We start from the raw sequence: 17,513 nt of genomic DNA, 5'->3' as shown, positions 1-17,513 counted from the left end.
GTTAGCGAGCCAGCACGTGGGAGTCCGCGCGTTGAACAAGCGCGCTCGGGACTCGTGCCGGACAGAAAGTGGGAAATGCGTTATTCATGGTCGCCGATTTTCGCCAGTCAGTGGGCTTTGCTATGCAAAGGCTCCGTCAGCGTGTCGCGGTTCACGCGGCGATTGCGAGTCAGGAAACCGGCCGCCGCCGCGATCAGCGAAGCCACACCCAGGGCGTACAGACCGCCCGTGATCGAGCCGGTGTGCTGCTGCAGATAACCGAACGCGGCCGGCGCAAAGAATCCGCCGAGGTTGCCCACCGAGTTGATCAACGCAATGACCGCCGCTGCAACGCGTGCGTCCAGATAACCTTGCGGAATCGGCCAGAAGAGCGAAGCCGCTGCCTTGAAGCCGATCGCTGAAAAGCAGATTGCCACAAATGACAGCACCGGATTACCCGAAGTCGAGGCGAAAAGCCCGCACGCGGCGATGACGAGCGCCACCGCCAGCCACGCCTGCTGGAACCGCCATTTCGCCGACAACACCGCGAAGCAGTACATCGCGACCATGGCGATGAGCCACGGGATGGTATTGAACATGCCGACTTCGAAGTCCGACAGTCCACCCATCTTGCGGATGATCGTCGGGAGCCAGAACGTGGCCGCGTAAATGGTCAATTGAATCGCGAAGTACAGGAAGCAGAACAGCAGAATCTGCGGGTCTTTCAGCAGTTTCATCGCGGGCAGATGCGTGCCGCCGTGCGCCTCGCGCTCAGCCTGCTCGGCCGCGATCGAGCTTTCGAGCACGGTCTGCTCCTCATTTGTCAGCCACGAGGCATCGCGAATCCGCGACTTCAACAGCATCCAGCTGACGCCGCACAGTACGATCGAAAAGCCACCCTCGATGAGAAACATCCATTGCCAGCCGTGCAGGCCGAATCCGCGAACGGACAGCAGGCTACCGGTGATCGGCCCGGACAGCACCGATGCAAGTGCGGAGCCCGAGAGAAAAACCGCCACCGCCTTGCCGCGGTCTTTCTGCGGCAGCCATTGCGTGAAATAGAACACCACGCCCGGAAAGAAGCCGGCTTCGGCGATGCCGAGCAGGAATCGCAGCACGTAGAAAGAAGTGTCGTTCCACACAAACGCCATGGCGCCCGCGACCAGCCCCCAGGTGCCCATGATGCGGGTCAGCCAGGCGCGCGCGCCGTACTTCTGCATCAACACATTCGACGGCACCTCGAACAACGCGTAGCCGACAAAGAACAAACCGCTCCCCAGGCCATAAGCCGCAGCGCCGATGCCCAGGTCAGTCTGCATGTGGGAATTGACGAAACCAATGTTCACGCGGTCGATGTAGTTCGCGATGAACATGATCAGAAATAGCGGAAGCACATGCCGCTTGACCTTCGAGACCGCGGATTCGAGCGGGTCGGCAGCGGTGGTGAGAGCAGATGTCAAGGTTGTCTCCGGTTTCGGCCACTCCGGCGGCCTGATCGAACGCATCGCGGCGCATTCGAGCAGGCCGGGTGATCCAGTCCTGAAGTGCGTGATACGTTGTCTGACGACAGTCTACATCGTTCAGATCGCCGATTCCAACGGGGTGTTTACCCTGTCATCTGGGCCATGCGCAGCAGCAGACAACGGCCGGCACGCCATTTCATCGCTCAGAGTTGCAAAGCGAATTAAGACGTCCGACAACACCTAAAATACGCGCTTGCCGCACAGGCCATGGCTTGCCGGTGAGTCATGCCAACCCGCTCCGGGAGCGCGAGATTCAAATCGTTATCGTTCTGACTGACGCTATGATGGCTATGTCGAACCGTCACGTAACGCCACTCGCACACGCAACGTGTATTTCCAGCCAGTCAATAACCCACAGAAATGAGCAGCCTAACTGAGAAGGTGGTGGCCACCCTTTCCGATGAAATCCGCCGCGGCGCCCTGAGGCCGGGCGACCGCATCCCCACTGAAGTCGCGATGATGAAGCAGCTCTCGGTGAGCCGCTCCGTGGTTCGCGAAGCGATCTCGCGCCTGCAGGCGGCCAAAGTGGTCGAGACGCGCCACGGCATCGGCACGTTCGTTTTAGAGCCGGCCACGGAACAGTCCATGCAGCTGCCCGCTGCGGACCTCTCCAGCATGCTGGACGTGATGGCGATCATCGAATTCCGTATCGACGTCGAGGCAGCGTCGGCCGCGCTCGCCGCGGCGCGACGCACGGAGCAGAATCTCAAGCAGATTCGCGCCGCGCTGGAACGTTTCGAGTCCGAACTCGAGCGGGGGAGTACCGACACGGTGGCGCACGATATCGAGTTTCATCTGCAGATCGCGCGCGCAAGCGGCAATCGGTACTTCTTCGATGTGCTCAGCCAACTCGGACGCGCGGTGAGCCCGCGTACGCGGCTCGGCACTGCCGAGATTGCGGAGCTCGACCATATCGAAACGCTGCGCAACGTGCTCAGCGAGCATCAGATGATTTATCGGGCGATCGAACGTCAGGACGCCGATGATGCGCGCGCCGCGATGCGGATGCATTTAAGCAATAGCCGTGAGCGACTTCGGCGCGCGCATGAGTTGAGCAAGGCGAGCGGCTGAGCCGAAGGCGTGGCGACTCGACAACTCGGCAATTCGGCAACTCGGCAAGCGAACACGGAAAACGCCGCTGTCGCCGCGCAAGGGCGAGACTGGGCCACCGACGTTTGACCGCGGGGCTTCAGATCGGGCTAGCGGTGCGCAGAAGCGGCCGCGCTAGCTAACTAGGGAGCGGGCGTATTTCCAACTGCCGGCGGCTCCTCTACCTCCAGCGCCATCAAAGCCGAACTCAACGATTTGCCGTGCGCGTCGAGCGCAAGCGAGCGCGTCACACCACCACCGAGCGCGTGGCCGAGTACGAAGTTGAACGCGCCGATGTGAGGCAGTTCATACCGCACGACTTCGCCGCGCACCACGTCGCTCAGATGCGCCTTGATCCGCTCCGGCGTCAACACCGCTCGCAGATGCTCATAGTGCTTCGCGTCATAACAGATGACGGAGATGTTCAGCGTATTGCCCTTGTCGCCAGTCCGCGAATGAGCAAGCTCACGTAGTTTCATGTCACGCCTCCACTAGCGAGAAAGTCGGCTTCACATGCTCGCGAGGTAGCAGGACCGACTGCACGGCAACGACTTCGCGCGCCGACTTCGTAACGCCGCCACCGCCCGCGGGTCCATTGGTATAAAGCGTCTCCACCTCGTTGCCGATCTGCACGGCTTGCGCGAATGACTCCGTGCGCCCGGCGACCCGCGCGCGCACCTCATAGGGCTCGGCGAAACCGCCAGCCAACGTTTCGCCATGCAATGCGTTCACGCCGATCAGATCAAAGCGCAGTTCACGCGTTTCGACACCGGTCAGGGCAAGCCTTTCCCGCACGATATCGAGTGCAAGCCGGGCACGCGCCAGCGCGCCGGGTCCCCCGTATGAAATCTGCCCTTCGCCGATATAGCCGTCGAAGTAAGCGACCGACACTTTCAGCGTATCGGTACGCGGCGTACCGCGTCCACCGCTCATGCGAACGCGATCCGGTGCTTCCTGCGCGACACGCACCTGCGTGAAATCGGCCACCACGTCCGGTTGCAGATAGCGCTGCGGATTGTGAATCTCGTACAGCAGTTGCTCTTTGCAGGTGGCCTCGGTCACCCGCCCACCGGCCTGCGCGAGCTTGGTGATAACCACCGAACCGTCTGGCGCGACTTCGGCAAGAGGAAAGCCGAGCCTCGCAAGATCGGGAACGTCTTTGAAGCCCGGATCGGCAAAATAGCCTCCGGTGATTTGTCCCGCGCATTCGAGCAGGTGGCCGATCACGGTCGCCTGGCCGAGCGTCCGCCAGTCGTCCATCTGCCAGCCGAATTCGTGGATCAGCGGCGCGACGAACAGCGACGGATCGGCGACACGTCCGGTCAGGACGATTTGCGCGCCGGCCGCCAGCGCCTCGACAATCGCCGCCGCGCCGAGATACGCATTCGCGGACACGAGACGATCCTTGTACGAGGCGACGCTTTCCCCGGACTCCTCGAAGCGGAAATGACCCTGCCGCACAACGTCGAGTACATCGTCGCCCGTGACGGCGGCAATCTTCACGTCGCCGAGACCGAGCGCGCGCGCAACCTCGGCAGTCTTGCGCGCCGCCGCGAGCGGATTGGCCGCGCCCATGTTCGAAATGATCCGCACGCCGTTGCGTATCGCAGCGGGAAGCACGGCCCTCATGCGCGTTTCGAGCAACGGGTCGTAGCCGAGTTCAGGATCCTTGCTGCGCGCCTGCTGCGCAATCGCGATGGTGCGTTCGGCGAGGCACTCGAATACGAGGTAGTCGAGTGCGCCGTGTTCCGCCAGTTCGACCGCAGGTTCGATGCGGTCGCCGGAATACCCCGCGCCCACGCCGATTCGTACGGGTCGTCTATGTGGAATGGCAATCATGGTGGTCACATCCGTTCAGTCAGGCGGTGCAGTTCACAGCGGGAATATCCCCAGCACGACGCAGGCAATCGTCATCACGATCGAGGCGCCGAACAGCAAAGGGAACGTAAATTTCTGATGGTCGGCGAGATCGATGCCGCACAGGCCGACCACGAGGAACGTCGCCGGCGTCAGCGGGCTGACCGGAAAGCCGGTCGTCATCTGGCCGAGCAGCGCGGCCTGGCCTGGCCGACATGCACGGCGGGCACGCCGAGTTGGCCGGCCACTTCGGCAATCACAGGCAGCACGCCGAAGTAAAACGAGTCCGGGTCGAACAGCATGCTCAGCGGCATCGACACCAACCCGAGCGCGACGGGAATATGGCCCGCCATCGCCGGCGGCACGAAGCCGACTGCCGCCTGCGCCATTGCTTTCAGCATGCCGCTGCCCTGCATCACGCCGGTGAAGACGCCGGCCGCGAGCAGAATGCCGGCCATCATCAACGCGGCCCGTGCATGAGCGTCGATGCGTTTGCGCTGCATGTCGACGTTCGGATAGTTCACCATCAGCGCGATACACAGCCCGACCATGAACATGATCGCTGGCGGAATCTTCTCGCCCATGACGACCATCGTGCCGAGCACGACCAGCGTCAGGACGATGTTGAACCAGAAGTTCTTCGGCCGGCGCAAGGCTTGCTCCTCGGGCGTCAGCTCGCGCTTCGGCATCGGCATGGAAGCGCTTGCGGCGGTGAGGCCGAGCCGCTTTTCCTCGCGGCGCCCGAGCCAGAACGCCATGCCGAAGACAAATACCAGACCGATCAACTGCACGGGGATCAGTGGGTTGAACAGGGCCGAAATCGGCAGATGCAGCGAGGCCGAGGCACGGATCATCGGCCCTGTCCACGGTAGAAAGTTGATGCCGGCCGCCATCGACACGGCCGCGGCCAGCACGCGCCGGTCCATCTTCAGGCGATCGTAGAGCGGCAGCATCGCGGGAATCGTGACGAGAAAGCACACCGCGCCGGAACCGTCCAGGTGAATCAGCAGCGCCAGCAGCGTGGTGCCCATCACGATCCGCGTGGGGCGCGTGCCGACGGCCCGCAGAATACGGTCGATGATCGGATCGAGCGTGCCGGCGTCGGTGATGGTGCCGAAGTAAAGAATCGCGAACACGAACATCCCGACCACCGGCGCGAGACTCTTGAGCCCGTCGATCACGAACTTACTTGTCTGAAAGCCGAAACCGCCGATAAGCGACGCCGCAATCGGCACGATGATGAGCGCCACGAGCGGCGACATCCGTTTCGACAGAATCGCGCCGAGCAGCACGACGATGGTAGCCAGCCCCAGTAATGGCAGCATGTGCTTGTCTCCAAGGTTGTTTTTTAGTGTGATCCAGCGTAAGTTCGTGGCAGCCATAAATCAATTGAAATGAATTGATCGCAGCCATTACAAATCATCATGGATCTGAATCTCCGGGACATCCGCGCCTTCATCGCCGTCGCGCAAACGGGCAGCTTCACGCGTGCGGCGACACGGTTGCACCTGTCACAACCGGCCTTGACGGTGCAGATTCGCCGTCTCGAGGAAACGGTGGGCATGCGGCTCTTCGATCGCAACAGCCGCAATGTCGCGCTGACGCCAACCGGCCGCGAGCTGCTGCCGCTGCTGCAGAAGTCGCTCCACGATATGGAGCACGTGCTGATCGACGCGCGTGCGCTCGGTGACGGAACCAGCGGCACGGTGCGGATCGCGTGCCTGCCGACTTTCGCGGCCAGCGTCTTGCCCGAACTCGTGCAGGAGATGAAAAAGGCGGTGCCGCGCGCGAGCTTCCATGTGCGCGACGTGGTCGCCAGCATGGTCAACACCCTGGTCCGCAACGAGGAGGTCGATCTCGGGCTGACCGGCGGCGAACTGGACGATACCGGCTTCGAGGTGCTGCATGCAGGCATCGATCGCCTGGTGGCGGTGTTTCCGAAGCGCCATGCGCTGGCACGGCGCAAGCGCATCACGCTGGCCGACCTTGCCGCCGTGCCGCTCGTGTTGACCGCACAAGGCACGAGCGTGCGGGCCGTGGTCGATCGCGCCTTTGCGAACGCCCACTGTGCGCCGGAGCTCGCCTGTGAGCCCACCTACATGATGAGCGCCGTCGCCATGGTACGCGCCGGGCTCGGCGTCACCATCCTGCCCGCATCGGCTCGCGAGGTCAGAGCGGAACCTGAACTGGTAGTCCGCCCGGTCGACGATCCCGCCTTCACTCGCCCTATCGCCCTCATCAAGAAGCGCGGCAAAACCCTGCCTCCCGTCACGGAAACCTTCGTTGCGATATTGATCGACAAGCTTGGCAAGATTTCAACGTCCGATTGACCCCTATGCGTATTCGATGATTCAATCGTCAACGCAGCCGGACCGAGACAAAGTCCTATGCAACATGCCGGATAAACCGGCCACCCAGGGGAGTCAGGCACGTGTCGAAAGGACAGGTTCTCACGTTGCGCCAGCGGTTTGCCGGGCCCCGAAAATGGCTCTCGCGGTCGATCGGCCGGCATCCCTTTCTGGCTGGCCTGGCCGGCATGATCGCCGCCACCGTCATGGCGGCACTGACGTTCGTCGCGCTCTATAACAGCCGCGAAGACGAATTCCACCATGCGGTGGAAAATTCGCGCAACTTCGTCGCCATTATCAGCGGCGACCTTGCCCGCAATGTCACGCTCTACGACATCTCGTTGCGCGGCGTCGTGGTGGACGCCGAGCGCCCGGAAACATGGACTCTGTCGCCCTACTTGCGGCAGCGCGTGCTGTTCGATCGCGGATTGGGCTCACCGACCTCTGGCGATGCTTACGTTCTCGACGCGCAAGGCCATGTTAAAGCGTCCAAAAGCGGAAACACTTACGCCGGCCTGTCGTTCGCAAACCGTGACTACTTCACCGTACAGCGGAAGAACCCCTCGGCGGGTCTCTATATTTCAGATCCCTATCAGTCGCAAGTCCGCAACGGCGCACTGGCTGTTGCACTGACAAGACGCATCAACACGCCCAATGGCGCGTTCGATGGCGTTGCGATGGTCAGCGTGCGGATCGAATACTTTGAACATCTGCTCGACAACATCGATCTCGGCCCCAATGGCGGTGGCTTTATCGTGCTCAACAACGGCACGCTCATCGCCAGCCGGCCGATGGCGCGCCGCGGCATCGGCTCGAACTATGCGAGTACGCCGAATTTCGTGGACATTGCAAGTCATCAGTCCGGCAGCTTCGTTTCGGACGGCTCTCTGGATGGCGTCTCGCGGCTGTACACCTATGCACACGTGCCGGGCACGCCTCTGATAGTCGGCGTCGCGCCCGCCGTGGAAGACGTGCTGTCCGACTGGCGCAAACGCAACATGCTGGCGGGCACGATGACCGTACTGTTCGGCGGTGCCTACGTGGTCGTGTCATGGCTATTTGCTTTCGCGCTGCGGGACAAGGCGCGTGCCGAAGCCGAACTACAACGCATCGCCGAAACCGATGCGCTGACCGGCTTGAGCAACCGGCGCGCTTTCGACCAGCGGCTCGCGCAGGAATGGCGGCGTGCGCAGCGCGAGCAAACGCCGCTCTCGCTGCTGTTCATCGACATCGACCACTTCAAGCGCCTTAACGACACCTATGGCCACGCGACCGGCGACGACGTGTTGGCCGTGGTGGCCGAGCTCATCATGTCGGGCACCCAGCGCGCGGTGGATCTTGCCGCACGCTATGGCGGCGAGGAGTTCGCGGTGGTGCTGCCGAATACATCGCTCGAAGGCGCGATCAAGGTCGCGGAAAAGATCCGCGAGCGCGTCGAGGCGGCAGGGCTTCCGAACAAGGACACGCAGAGCGGATATGTAACGATCAGCGTGGGCTGTGCGTCATGCATGCCGCCTGAAGGTGGCAGCGCTGCCGCTCTGCTTGCCGCGGCAGATACCCAGTTGTATGCCGCAAAATCCGGCGGACGCAACCGCGTCGCATGGCAGGCAAGCGATGTGCACTCCCAGGTTTAAATATCAGCGTGCGAGCGTTCCAGTGAGTCGCTAGACGGCCGCCTGCCTGTTTTAATCTATCGGTCATTCTGACCAGTTACTTTGCAATACCCAGCGATATCATGCGGCGAGCGCCTGACAGATCTTACAATTGCCAGGCCCGCGGATAGGCCCGCGGCACGCGGAAGCGGCACAAATAAAACCAATCCAGATGCTGCACACTCCAAACGGAACCATGTAGAGTATTGCGAAACAGTTTCGGTCGAGTGATCAAAGGGTAAGCGGGGGACCAAAGGCAATCCGAGGCAGCGCGATACGTCAGTCACTATCGCCTTACACATTCGGACTGGGAAATAATCTGCCAGAAGGGCGGACCTGTGCGCATTCTTTCGATCTTCGGTACCCGGCCGGAAGCCATCAAGATGGCGCCGCTCGTTAAACAACTCGAAGCCGACCCCGACATACAGTCCGTCGTCTGCGTCACGGGTCAGCACCGCAGCATGCTCAAGCAGGTGCTCGACCTGTTCGGCATCGTGCCCGCCCATGATCTCGAGGTAATGACCCCAAACCAGACGCTCAATGGTCTGGCCTCACGCCTCTTTTCCGGACTCGACGATATTCTCGCCGCGGAGCAGCCTGACCGCGTGCTGGTGCACGGCGACACCGCCACCAGCATGGCCGGCGCGCTCGCTGCATTTCACCGGCGCATTCCCGTCGGGCATGTCGAAGCCGGCTTACGCACGGGCAACCTGATGGAACCGTGGCCGGAAGAAATGAACCGGCGCGTCGTCGACGTGGTCAGCGATCTGCTGTTCGCGCCTACCGCCAGCTCAAAGGCGAACCTGCTCGCCGAAGCCTTGAGCGGCCAGGCCATCGTCACGGGCAACACGGTCATCGACGCACTGCATCTGATGTGCGCGCGGCTCGAGCGCGACGCGCCTTTGCGTGAGTCGATCGACGCACGCCTCCCCTTCATTGACCCCACCCTGCCCTTACTGCTCGTCACCGGGCATCGCCGCGAGAGCTTCGGCGAGGGTTTCGCGAACATCTGCGCGGCGCTCGCCACCCTGGCGCGCAGCGGCAAAATGCAGATCGTCTATCCGGTTCACATGAATCCGAACGTGCGCGGCCCGGTGCTCGACACGCTCGGCAACTCACCTAACGTGTTGCTGACCGAACCGCTCGAGTATCCGGACTTCGTGCGCCTGATGCAGCGCGCGTCGGTTGTGCTGACCGATTCCGGCGGCGTGCAGGAGGAGGCGCCGGCGCTCGGCAAACCGGTGCTCGTCATGCGCGACGTGACCGAACGTCCCGAGGCCCTGGTCGCCGGCACCGTGCGGCTCGTCGGCACTGAACGAGACTCGATCGTGAACGCCGTACTGCAACTCATCGACGACGAAGAGGAGCGGCGCGCGTTCGCGCGGCGTGTGAATCCGTATGGCGACGGCCGTGCGTCCGGGCGCATTGTCGCCGCGCTCATGGGACGGCCGTTCGAACCGTTTTCCAGCAATGAATTGCCGGGCTACCGGCATCCCGCGGTCGCGCTTCAAAGCGGGCACGGCTAGCGTCGGTATGCGTTCGCAGTACGTAGCAACACTTGCATGAGCAACACCGGCAGGACGCCAGCACGACAAGCGAAACCCGGGCAGCGCCGAAGGCGGCGTGCATCACGCACGCTGTGGCGTTTGCTGACAACAAGGGACATCGACACGTGGAAGCCAAACCGATTTCGCGCCGTACTACGCAGCGTCTGTTAGTCAATCACAGCACATGGGGTGGCTCGCCATGTGCGCGTGAAGCAGCGCGATCCGCTGCCCTGCGGGCGTCGCTTGTGATAACTGCCATCACGCTCTTCGCGACGTCCGTTGCACCAGCGGTCGCAGCCGATCTTGCCGACGCGTTCGCCCAACTCGGCGGTGGGCGGAGCGAGTCGCGCACGGTGTCGCTGGCGGATCTAGGCATCCGCGAGCCGGTCGTGCTGCGCGCACCCGATACCATTCACGAGCTCTATCTGCCTGTGCCGGCCGGCTTGCCGATTCGTGGCGCGACGCTGCAGATGGACGGCAATTATCTGCGCAGCGACGGAGGACGAACCACCCTCCTGCTGTCGCTCGACGGCTCGCCGGTGCTCGCGCGAAACGTCAACGAAGCGCAGGGCGACGGCTCGATCAGCATCGGCGTGGACGGTTCACCGCGGCCTTCCGGCTTCGTGCGAGTGGGCATGCAATGGTCGTCCGTGATCAACGACAGCTTCTGTACCGACCAGACGGCGATCGGCAATCTGTGGCGCGTTGCGCCGACGTCACGGCTGACCTATCAGTTCGACACCGCCGCGATCAACGACGTGCGCACGGCATGGAGCGCGCTGCCGCCCTCGCCCGTGGTGCTGGTCGGCGGCAAGCGTCTGAGCGCCGCCGGCTACGACGCGGCCTGGCGCATCGAAGCCCTGCTGATGCGCGGCGGCGCCAACCCGGTCACCCGCTTGCTGCCCTCGGTGGGTGACACGGTCGATCTTGCCAACGTTAGCGTGCCGGCCGCGCTGCAGCCGGTGCCCGCGTTCGCCGCGCTCGCCGCGCTCGCCGCGGGCGGGCAGCACAAGATCGCGAACCCGGCCGAACTCGGCGCGCTGCTCGCGCTCGCGCCGGCTTCCGCGTTCGCGCCCAACGTGGTAGTCGCCGACGATGCGCTGCGCGCATCGGTGAGTGCCGCGCTCGACGCGTTACGCGCACAGGTCGTCGGCGTGTCGCCCGATGCCGCCAGTGCGTTCGACAGCTGGCGTAACGGCGCCGCCGGTGCGCTCGGCGCGCCGCTCGCGGCCGGCGAAGTCAAGCTCGCGCGCCTGAACGGCCTGCCGGCGGTGGTGGTCGGCGACAGCACGGGCGTTGCCGCGCTCTCGCGCGCGTGGACACCCATCGACGTGTCGAATCGCCTGGTGGTGCATGAACTGTCGCGCGCGCCGAACATCAGCGCCGGTGGCGACTCGGACAAGCTCGCGCTGTCGCTCGTGGGTGGAGAACCCCGTACGCTCGATGTGCTGACGAGCGCGTCGTGGGAAGCGAACTTCGATCTCGCCGCCGTCTCCGGCCACGACAAGGTGCCGCGCAAGGTGGTGCTCGACCTCGTCGCCGCGCCCGCGTCGAATCGCAACGCACAAACCGCATCGGTCTTCTTCAACGGCGTGCTGATCGGCTCGCAACTGCTGGACACCAATGGCCGCGCGCAACGCGTGGAAGCCGACATTCCGGTCTACGCGCTCGGTGCGACCAATCAGTTGCGCGTGCTGTTCCAGCGCCAGCCGGAAGGCGGCTGCCAGCCGCGCGCGCAAGGCTATCCGGCGGCCGTGCTGCCCGGCAGCTATCTGCAGTTGGGCACGGCCCCGCTCGACGACGATTTCACCGGCATGGTGGTGCGCTTCTCGACCGGCACGAACCTGCTGGTGCCGGACGCGTACCTCGACGATCCGCTTGCGTCGCTGCCGCGTGTCGCGCGCATCGCCAACGCCGCGAGCATCGCACCGACGCACGCGATCCTGACAGTCTTGCCGAATGGCCAGAGCGCGAAGCCGGACAACGCGTTTCTCGCGCTCGATGTCGCACTCGACAAGGAAAACGCACACGCGCGCTTCGCCGGCGACCGGCTGACGTTGACCGGCCGCTCGGGCAACGTCCTCGCGGACATGTCCGGGCTGAATGGGCTTGGCGTAATCGAAGTGATACGCGCAAGCGGTACGCCGGGCGTCGTCTACCGTACGCTCGGCACGACCGCACCGGTGTTGCCGGCCACGCTCGCCCCGCTGCGCGGCGACGTCGCACTCGTGGATGCGAGCGGCGTGCTCAAGCAGTTCGACACGCAGCATGCCGGCGCGGTGCCGCCGACGGACAACCCGCGTGGCTGGATCGCCGGACATTGGGCCGCCTGGGGCGTGCCGACCGTCGTGATCATCCTGCTGTTGCTTCTGCTGTGGGCCGCGCACGTCGGCCGCCGCCGCGCCGCCGCACGAGCCGCAGCCGCGACCGCCCGGCCAGCCGACGTGATACAGCCGGACAATCCGCCAACGAAGCAGGGTTGAACGTGAGCGTCGACGCACTCAAGTGGTGGGCCGATTACTTTGGGGGCCGCTACTACCACGGCATGCAATCCGTGACCGCGGTCGTGGCGGTGATCATTCTGATCTCGAGCCTCGACGATCTGTTCATCGACGCGTGGTACTGGGTGCGCCGCGTGATTCGCCACTTCAGGATCAAGCCGCGCTACCGGCCGCTCACCGCCGACCAGTTGTACACGCGTGAGCAGCAGCCGCTGGCGATCATGGTGCCCGCGTGGAAAGAGGACGACGTGATCGCCTCGATGGTGTCGGACCTCGTGCGCGTGCTCGACTACCAGAACTATGCGGTGTTCGTCGGCACGTATCGCAACGACACCGCAACCATCGCCGAAGTGGAACGCATGCGGCGGCGCTACCGGCAACTGCATCGCGTCGAGGTGCCGCACGATGGGCCCACGTGCAAGGCCGACTGTCTGAACTGGATCATTCAGGCCATCTTCCGTGACGAGCATGAGAGCGGCGTCGAATACGCGGGCGTGATCATGCACGATAGCGAAGATGTGCTGCATCCGCTCGAACTGCGTTTTTTCAACTACCTGCTGCCGCGCAAGGACATGATCCAGTTGCCCGTCGCCTCGCTCGAACGCGACTGGTATGAACTTGTTGCCGGCACCTACATGGATGAGTTCGCCGAGTGGCATGCCAAGGATCTCGTCGTGCGTGAGAGTCTCTCGGGTTCGGTGCCGTCCGCCGGGGTCGGCACGTGTTTTTCACGGCGCGCGATACTGGGCCTGTGTGCCGACACGCACAACCAGCCGTTCAACACCGAGACGCTTACCGAAGACTACGACGTCGGCGAACGGCTCGGCCGCATGAACATGCAGTCCATTTTTGCGCGCTTTCCGGTGCAGTTCGCCACGCACCGCAAATCCTGGTTCGGCTTCGGCCCGGAGCGCGATGTCACGGTCACCATGCCGCTCTGCGTGCGCGAATTTTTTCCGAACACGTTTCGCACCGCGTATCGGCAGCGCGCGCGCTGGACCCTCGGTATCGGCCTGCAGGGCTGGCAGCAGACCGGCTGGAACGGCTCGCTCGCCAACCGTTACCTGCTCGCGCGTGACCGCAAGGGCATCATCACCGCGTTTGTCGGCATCATTGCGTATGCCCTCCTGGTCCAGTTTCTGCTCTTCACGTATGCGGGCCTGTTCGGCATCATGCCGCACCTGATCGCCTCGCCCTTCAGCGATTCGCGGTTTCTGGCCATCGTGCTGTGGGCTAACGGCATCGCGTTTCTGCTGCGGATCGTGCAACGCGTGTACTTCGTCACCCGGCTGTACGGCTGGGAACATGGCGTGTTGTCGGTGCCGCGTATGGTGATCGGCAACTTCGTGAACTTCATGGCGGTGGCGCGCGCATGGAAAATGTTTCTCGGGCATCTCGTCACCGGCAAGCGTCTGGTGTGGGACAAGACGATGCACGACTTTCCGTCGTCGGACGGTTTCGACGACCGCTCCATGCGGCTTGGCGAATTGCTGGTCTCCTGGCAAGCGGTCGGTCAGGAGAAAATCGACCGCGCGCTCGCCGACGACTACGCGAAAGAAGCCCCGCTCGGCCGTGTGCTGATGTCGCACGGCTGGCTCGACGAGGAGACGCTCGCCGAAGCGATCTCATTCCAGGCCGATCTGCCACGCGGACGCCTCGACGCGGCACTGCTGAAAGCGCATGCGGCGCAGTTGCCGCTCGAATTGATCGTGCGCAACCGCGTGCTGCCGCAAGGCGTCGACGCAGCGGGCCATGCGGTGCTGCTCGCGGCGGGTCCGCTGGCGAACGATGCGCGCGCAACGGTGCAGGCAGCGCTCGACACGCCACTGGTTCTGCGTATCGTGCGCGAAGGCGAAATTGCCGATGGCTTGCGCCTGGTGCAAGGCTTGCCTGTGGTGTGCGAGCCCGCCGCGGACAGCGCAGCGCCTCCTGGCGGCACGGATGCAGCACAGCCACTCACGTCGACGGTGCCGCTGCTCGGCGATCTGTTGATCGAACAGGGTTATGTGCATCGCGCGGCCTTCAATACGGCACTGCAGCGCTATAGCCCGGCGGAGCATGGACGCATCGGCGATTACATGGTCGAGCAGGGTGTGATTACGCACGATGCGCTCGCCAGGGCCCTTCAGGAACAGCAGCGTCTGCGCGACGAAGTGGCAGCCGCGCAATGAATAAGCCCACACCAACCTGGCACGATCAGCGGCTCGACGGCATGGTGCCCGTCGTGCACACGGGTCGTATGCGGGCCTGGCGGATGACCCGCAATTGCGTGCCGCCCGCGCTGCTCGCGGGCGTGCTGTGCGTGAGCGCCGCTGTGCAGGCGCAAACGACATCCTCGGCGGTTCCGCCTCCGCCTTTGAGCGGCGCGGCGTACCGCGTCGCGCAGCAGGGCTACCACGCGTATCTGCGCCACAACTATGCAGCCGCCGAAGCTCACGCGCGTGAGGCGATCCGTCAGCGGCCCGATCTCGCTTCGCTGCGCCTGCTGCTGGCGAATGCGCAGGCCGCGCAGCATCGCCTCGGCGACGCAAGCCGTACCCTGGCCGACGCGATTCGCGAGCTGGGCCCGGATGCATCGCTCGTTGCGCGGCAACGTGAGTTCGATGCGCAGGCCAGGACCAAGGCGGCCGCTACGCGCTCCGCTACGGCGAGTGGGACGCGTCCTGGCATCGCGAGCACCGCCTCATGCAAAGTCGGTGGCGCACGCGCCGCCGCGGCCGGCTCAGGACCGCCGGACTACCTGACAGGCCGCGCGTACAGCGCCGCGCAACGCGCCTACCAGGCTTATGCAGACAAAGACTATGGCAGCGCGTTGCAGGCCGCGAACGAGGCGATCGCATTACGCCCCGATGTATTGCGTCTGAGGCTGCTGGCAATCGATTCGGCTAACGCCGCACGAGACGACGACGCGGCCTGGCAAACTACCGTTGACGCGATGCGCCGCTTCGGCGACAACGAGGCGTTACGCGCACGACGTCTGTTGATCGGCGCGCGGCTCGCGCCGAAACGGGGCAACGCGGCGCTTGCCGCTCAGCAGCGCGGTGACTACGCCCAGGCAGCGACACTGGCGCGCGAGGCCATCGCTTATGCGCCGGACAAGCCCGGCTACCGGCTGCAGTTATTCAGCGCCCTGCTCGCGCAGAACGAGATGACTGGACTCGAACAAGCCGCCACCGATGCGATCCAGTCCGGCATGCAACCCGCGTCGACGATGCTCACGATGCGCGGCTATGCACGCGCCGCCCAAGGGCGCGCAGCGGACGCCGATGCGGACTTCGCGCAGGCGCTTCAGCAATCCGGTGATAACGGTAGCAATGGGGGCGGCGGTGCTGGTGCTGGTGCTGGTGCTGGTGCTGGTGCTGGTGCTGGTGCTGGTGCTGGTGCTGGCGGTGGTGCTGGCGGTGGTGCTGGCGGTGCTGGCGCTGGAGGCAGCAAAGCCAACGCCGCAAACCAGCGTGAGCAGCGCATCACCCGCTCGATCATCGCCGACGTCTGGACAGCCGAGGGCGAGCCACAGCGAGCGCTCGACCTGCTTGCACCACTCAAGCCCGCGGGTAACGACACCGATGCGCTGATCGACGCCCGCCGTTTCAACGCCCGGCAGTCAATACCACGCCAGACACTCCAAACACCCCAAGCATCGCCAGGGCAACCGCCGGCAAGCAGCGTCGAGCGCGTCGCCAACACCGCGCGCCCCATCCTCGATTGCATCGCCGACGAATACGGCTCGTCCTGCTACCTCTATCCGGCCGACCCGGGCTTCGCGGCACGGCGCGCGTCGATTCTTGCCGCGCAGCGCGGCGACAAGGCTGCGGCGCTTGCCCACGTACGCGAGGCGGTCGCCGCCGACCCGCGCAATCCGCAGCACCGCATCGAGCTGATCAACGCGCTCGACGACGCCGGCGACCACACCGGCGCGCAACGCGAAGTGCGTACGACGCTGCAGGACGGCTTGCTCGACGCGATGCCGCCGCGGCAGGCCGCGTATCTCGCGCAGCGCGCGGGCTACGACCGCCGCGCGTTCGACTACTTCGCGCAAGCCGATGCCGATGGACAACTGCCCACGCGTTCCGCTAGCGACGCCGGCTACAGCGCGTATCGCGCGCGATTCAACGAAGCCACCGCGCGCTACATGGAACGCGCGATCGACTACGGCACGTCGCCGCCGGACGGCGCCGCGTCGGCATCCGTGCAGCAGTTACAGGACATGCGCAACGTCCACGCGGACGCGACCCGCACGTGGGGCTTCGTCACCTCGCTGAACTATCGCGGTGCGGGCTTGCAGCCAGGCGTTGCAACCGGCTCCGCGCCCGGCACCTACAACAACTGGCAGGCTGGACTCGAAGGCTACTGGCGGCCATTCGGCGCCCTCGGCGACCGCATGTTCGAGGTCTACGCGCGCGCCTACGAAAATTTCGCTGCCCAGGGCGATGTGCCAAGCGGCATATCCACCGCGCTTGCCGCGGTCGGCGTGCGTGGCAAGCCATTCGAATCGGTCAATGCCATCATCGCGTTCGAGCGGCTGATTCCGCTGGGCTCGCACGCGCCGGCAGACTGGCTGCTGCGGCTCGCCTATTCCGGCGGCTTAGGCACCGGGCGGCGCCTCGACGTACCGTCGTGGTGGACCGTCCAGGACTATGCGGAAGCCGGTCACTACGTGAGCAACGGCTGGAACTATGGCACCGGATATATCGAAGCCGGCCGGAGTTACCGCCTCGACCGGATCAGTCCGAAGCTCACCGTGTTTCCGTATGGCGTGATCGGCGCGGACTACGATTCGAGTATCAATCACGGCATCCCGGTCGGCATCGGGGTGGGCGTGTCGACGCGCTACTGGTTCCGCGATAGCTTCTACGACTCGCCGCGTTCGTTCGTCGACGTGTCCGTGCAGTACCGCTGGCGGATCACGGGCGACAATCGTGCGGGCGGCGTGTTCTTCGGCGCGGTGCTGTCCTATTGAGAAATCGTGTATTGATGGACCGTGTGGATTCCCACTCGCGGCCCTTACTCCATTCGC

General features: G+C 64.3%; 10 protein-coding genes and 1 pseudogene. 7 read left to right on the top strand and 4 right to left on the bottom strand.

Translation table 11 applies throughout. The features are described from left to right. Positions 1–107: 107 nt before the first annotated feature. Entirely contained in the window at positions 108–1,439 is a 1,332-nt protein-coding gene (locus PQQ96_RS06455) for an MFS transporter (RefSeq protein WP_408290127.1), read from the bottom strand. Between the two features lie 423 nt (positions 1,440–1,862). Here PQQ96_RS06455 and PQQ96_RS06450 point away from each other — a divergent pair, with 423 nt between their 5' ends. Next, positions 1,863–2,573 (top strand): FadR/GntR family transcriptional regulator, encoded by a 711-nt coding sequence (locus tag PQQ96_RS06450; RefSeq protein WP_408290125.1) that lies wholly within the window; start codon positions 1,863–1,865, stop codon positions 2,571–2,573. Between the two features lie 161 nt (positions 2,574–2,734). Here the strand turns inward: PQQ96_RS06450 and PQQ96_RS06445 are convergent, their stop codons facing one another. The 3 genes and pseudogenes from PQQ96_RS06445 to PQQ96_RS06435 all read right to left on the bottom strand — a co-directional run bounded on the left by PQQ96_RS06445 (position 2,735) and on the right by PQQ96_RS06435 (position 5,773). Next, positions 2,735–3,070 (bottom strand): AtuA-related protein, encoded by a 336-nt coding sequence (locus PQQ96_RS06445; protein WP_408290123.1) that lies wholly within the window; start codon positions 3,068–3,070, stop codon positions 2,735–2,737. A gap of 1 nt (position 3,071) precedes the next feature. Continuing rightward, positions 3,072–4,430, bottom strand: coding sequence for an acyclic terpene utilization AtuA family protein (locus PQQ96_RS06440; protein WP_408290121.1), 1,359 nt, complete (start codon positions 4,428–4,430; stop codon positions 3,072–3,074). 33 nt (positions 4,431–4,463) lie between these two features. Then, positions 4,464–5,773 (bottom strand): annotated as a pseudogene (locus PQQ96_RS06435) (CitMHS family transporter). A 99-nt stretch (positions 5,774–5,872) separates the two neighbouring features. Here PQQ96_RS06435 and PQQ96_RS06430 point away from each other — a divergent pair. From PQQ96_RS06430 to PQQ96_RS06405, 6 genes are all read left to right on the top strand, one after another. Further along, positions 5,873–6,778: a LysR family transcriptional regulator gene (locus PQQ96_RS06430; RefSeq protein WP_408290120.1), complete on the top strand. Its 906-nt coding sequence runs from the start codon at positions 5,873–5,875 to the stop codon at positions 6,776–6,778. 101 nt (positions 6,779–6,879) lie between these two features. After that, on the top strand, positions 6,880–8,430 hold the full coding sequence (locus PQQ96_RS06425) for a sensor domain-containing diguanylate cyclase (RefSeq protein WP_408290118.1): 1,551 nt from the start codon (positions 6,880–6,882) through the stop codon (positions 8,428–8,430). 401 nt (positions 8,431–8,831) lie between these two features. Beyond that, positions 8,832–9,974 carry a non-hydrolyzing UDP-N-acetylglucosamine 2-epimerase gene (wecB, locus tag PQQ96_RS06420; protein ID WP_408290247.1) on the top strand — a complete coding sequence of 381 codons (1,143 nt, stop codon included), beginning with the start codon at positions 8,832–8,834 and terminating at the stop codon, positions 9,972–9,974. Between the two features lie 266 nt (positions 9,975–10,240). Continuing rightward, positions 10,241–12,478: a cellulose synthase gene (locus PQQ96_RS06415; protein ID WP_408290116.1), complete on the top strand. Its 2,238-nt coding sequence runs from the start codon at positions 10,241–10,243 to the stop codon at positions 12,476–12,478. Between the two features lie 2 nt (positions 12,479–12,480). Further along, positions 12,481–14,667: a glycosyl transferase family protein gene (locus tag PQQ96_RS06410; RefSeq protein WP_408290115.1), complete on the top strand. Its 2,187-nt coding sequence runs from the start codon at positions 12,481–12,483 to the stop codon at positions 14,665–14,667. Beyond that, a complete protein-coding gene (locus tag PQQ96_RS06405) occupies positions 14,664–17,456 on the top strand; it encodes an NfrA family protein (protein WP_408290113.1) in 2,793 nt (930 codons plus the stop codon). Before PQQ96_RS06410 ends, PQQ96_RS06405 begins: the two co-directional genes overlap by 4 nt. Positions 17,457–17,513 lie beyond the last annotated feature (57 nt).

The organism is Paraburkholderia sediminicola (genome assembly GCF_046027825.1).
Taxonomy (GTDB): Bacteria; Pseudomonadota; Gammaproteobacteria; order Burkholderiales; family Burkholderiaceae; genus Paraburkholderia; species Paraburkholderia sediminicola_D.
Note: the sequence above shows the minus strand (reverse complement) of the source record. Positions and strands in the feature narration are given on the sequence as shown.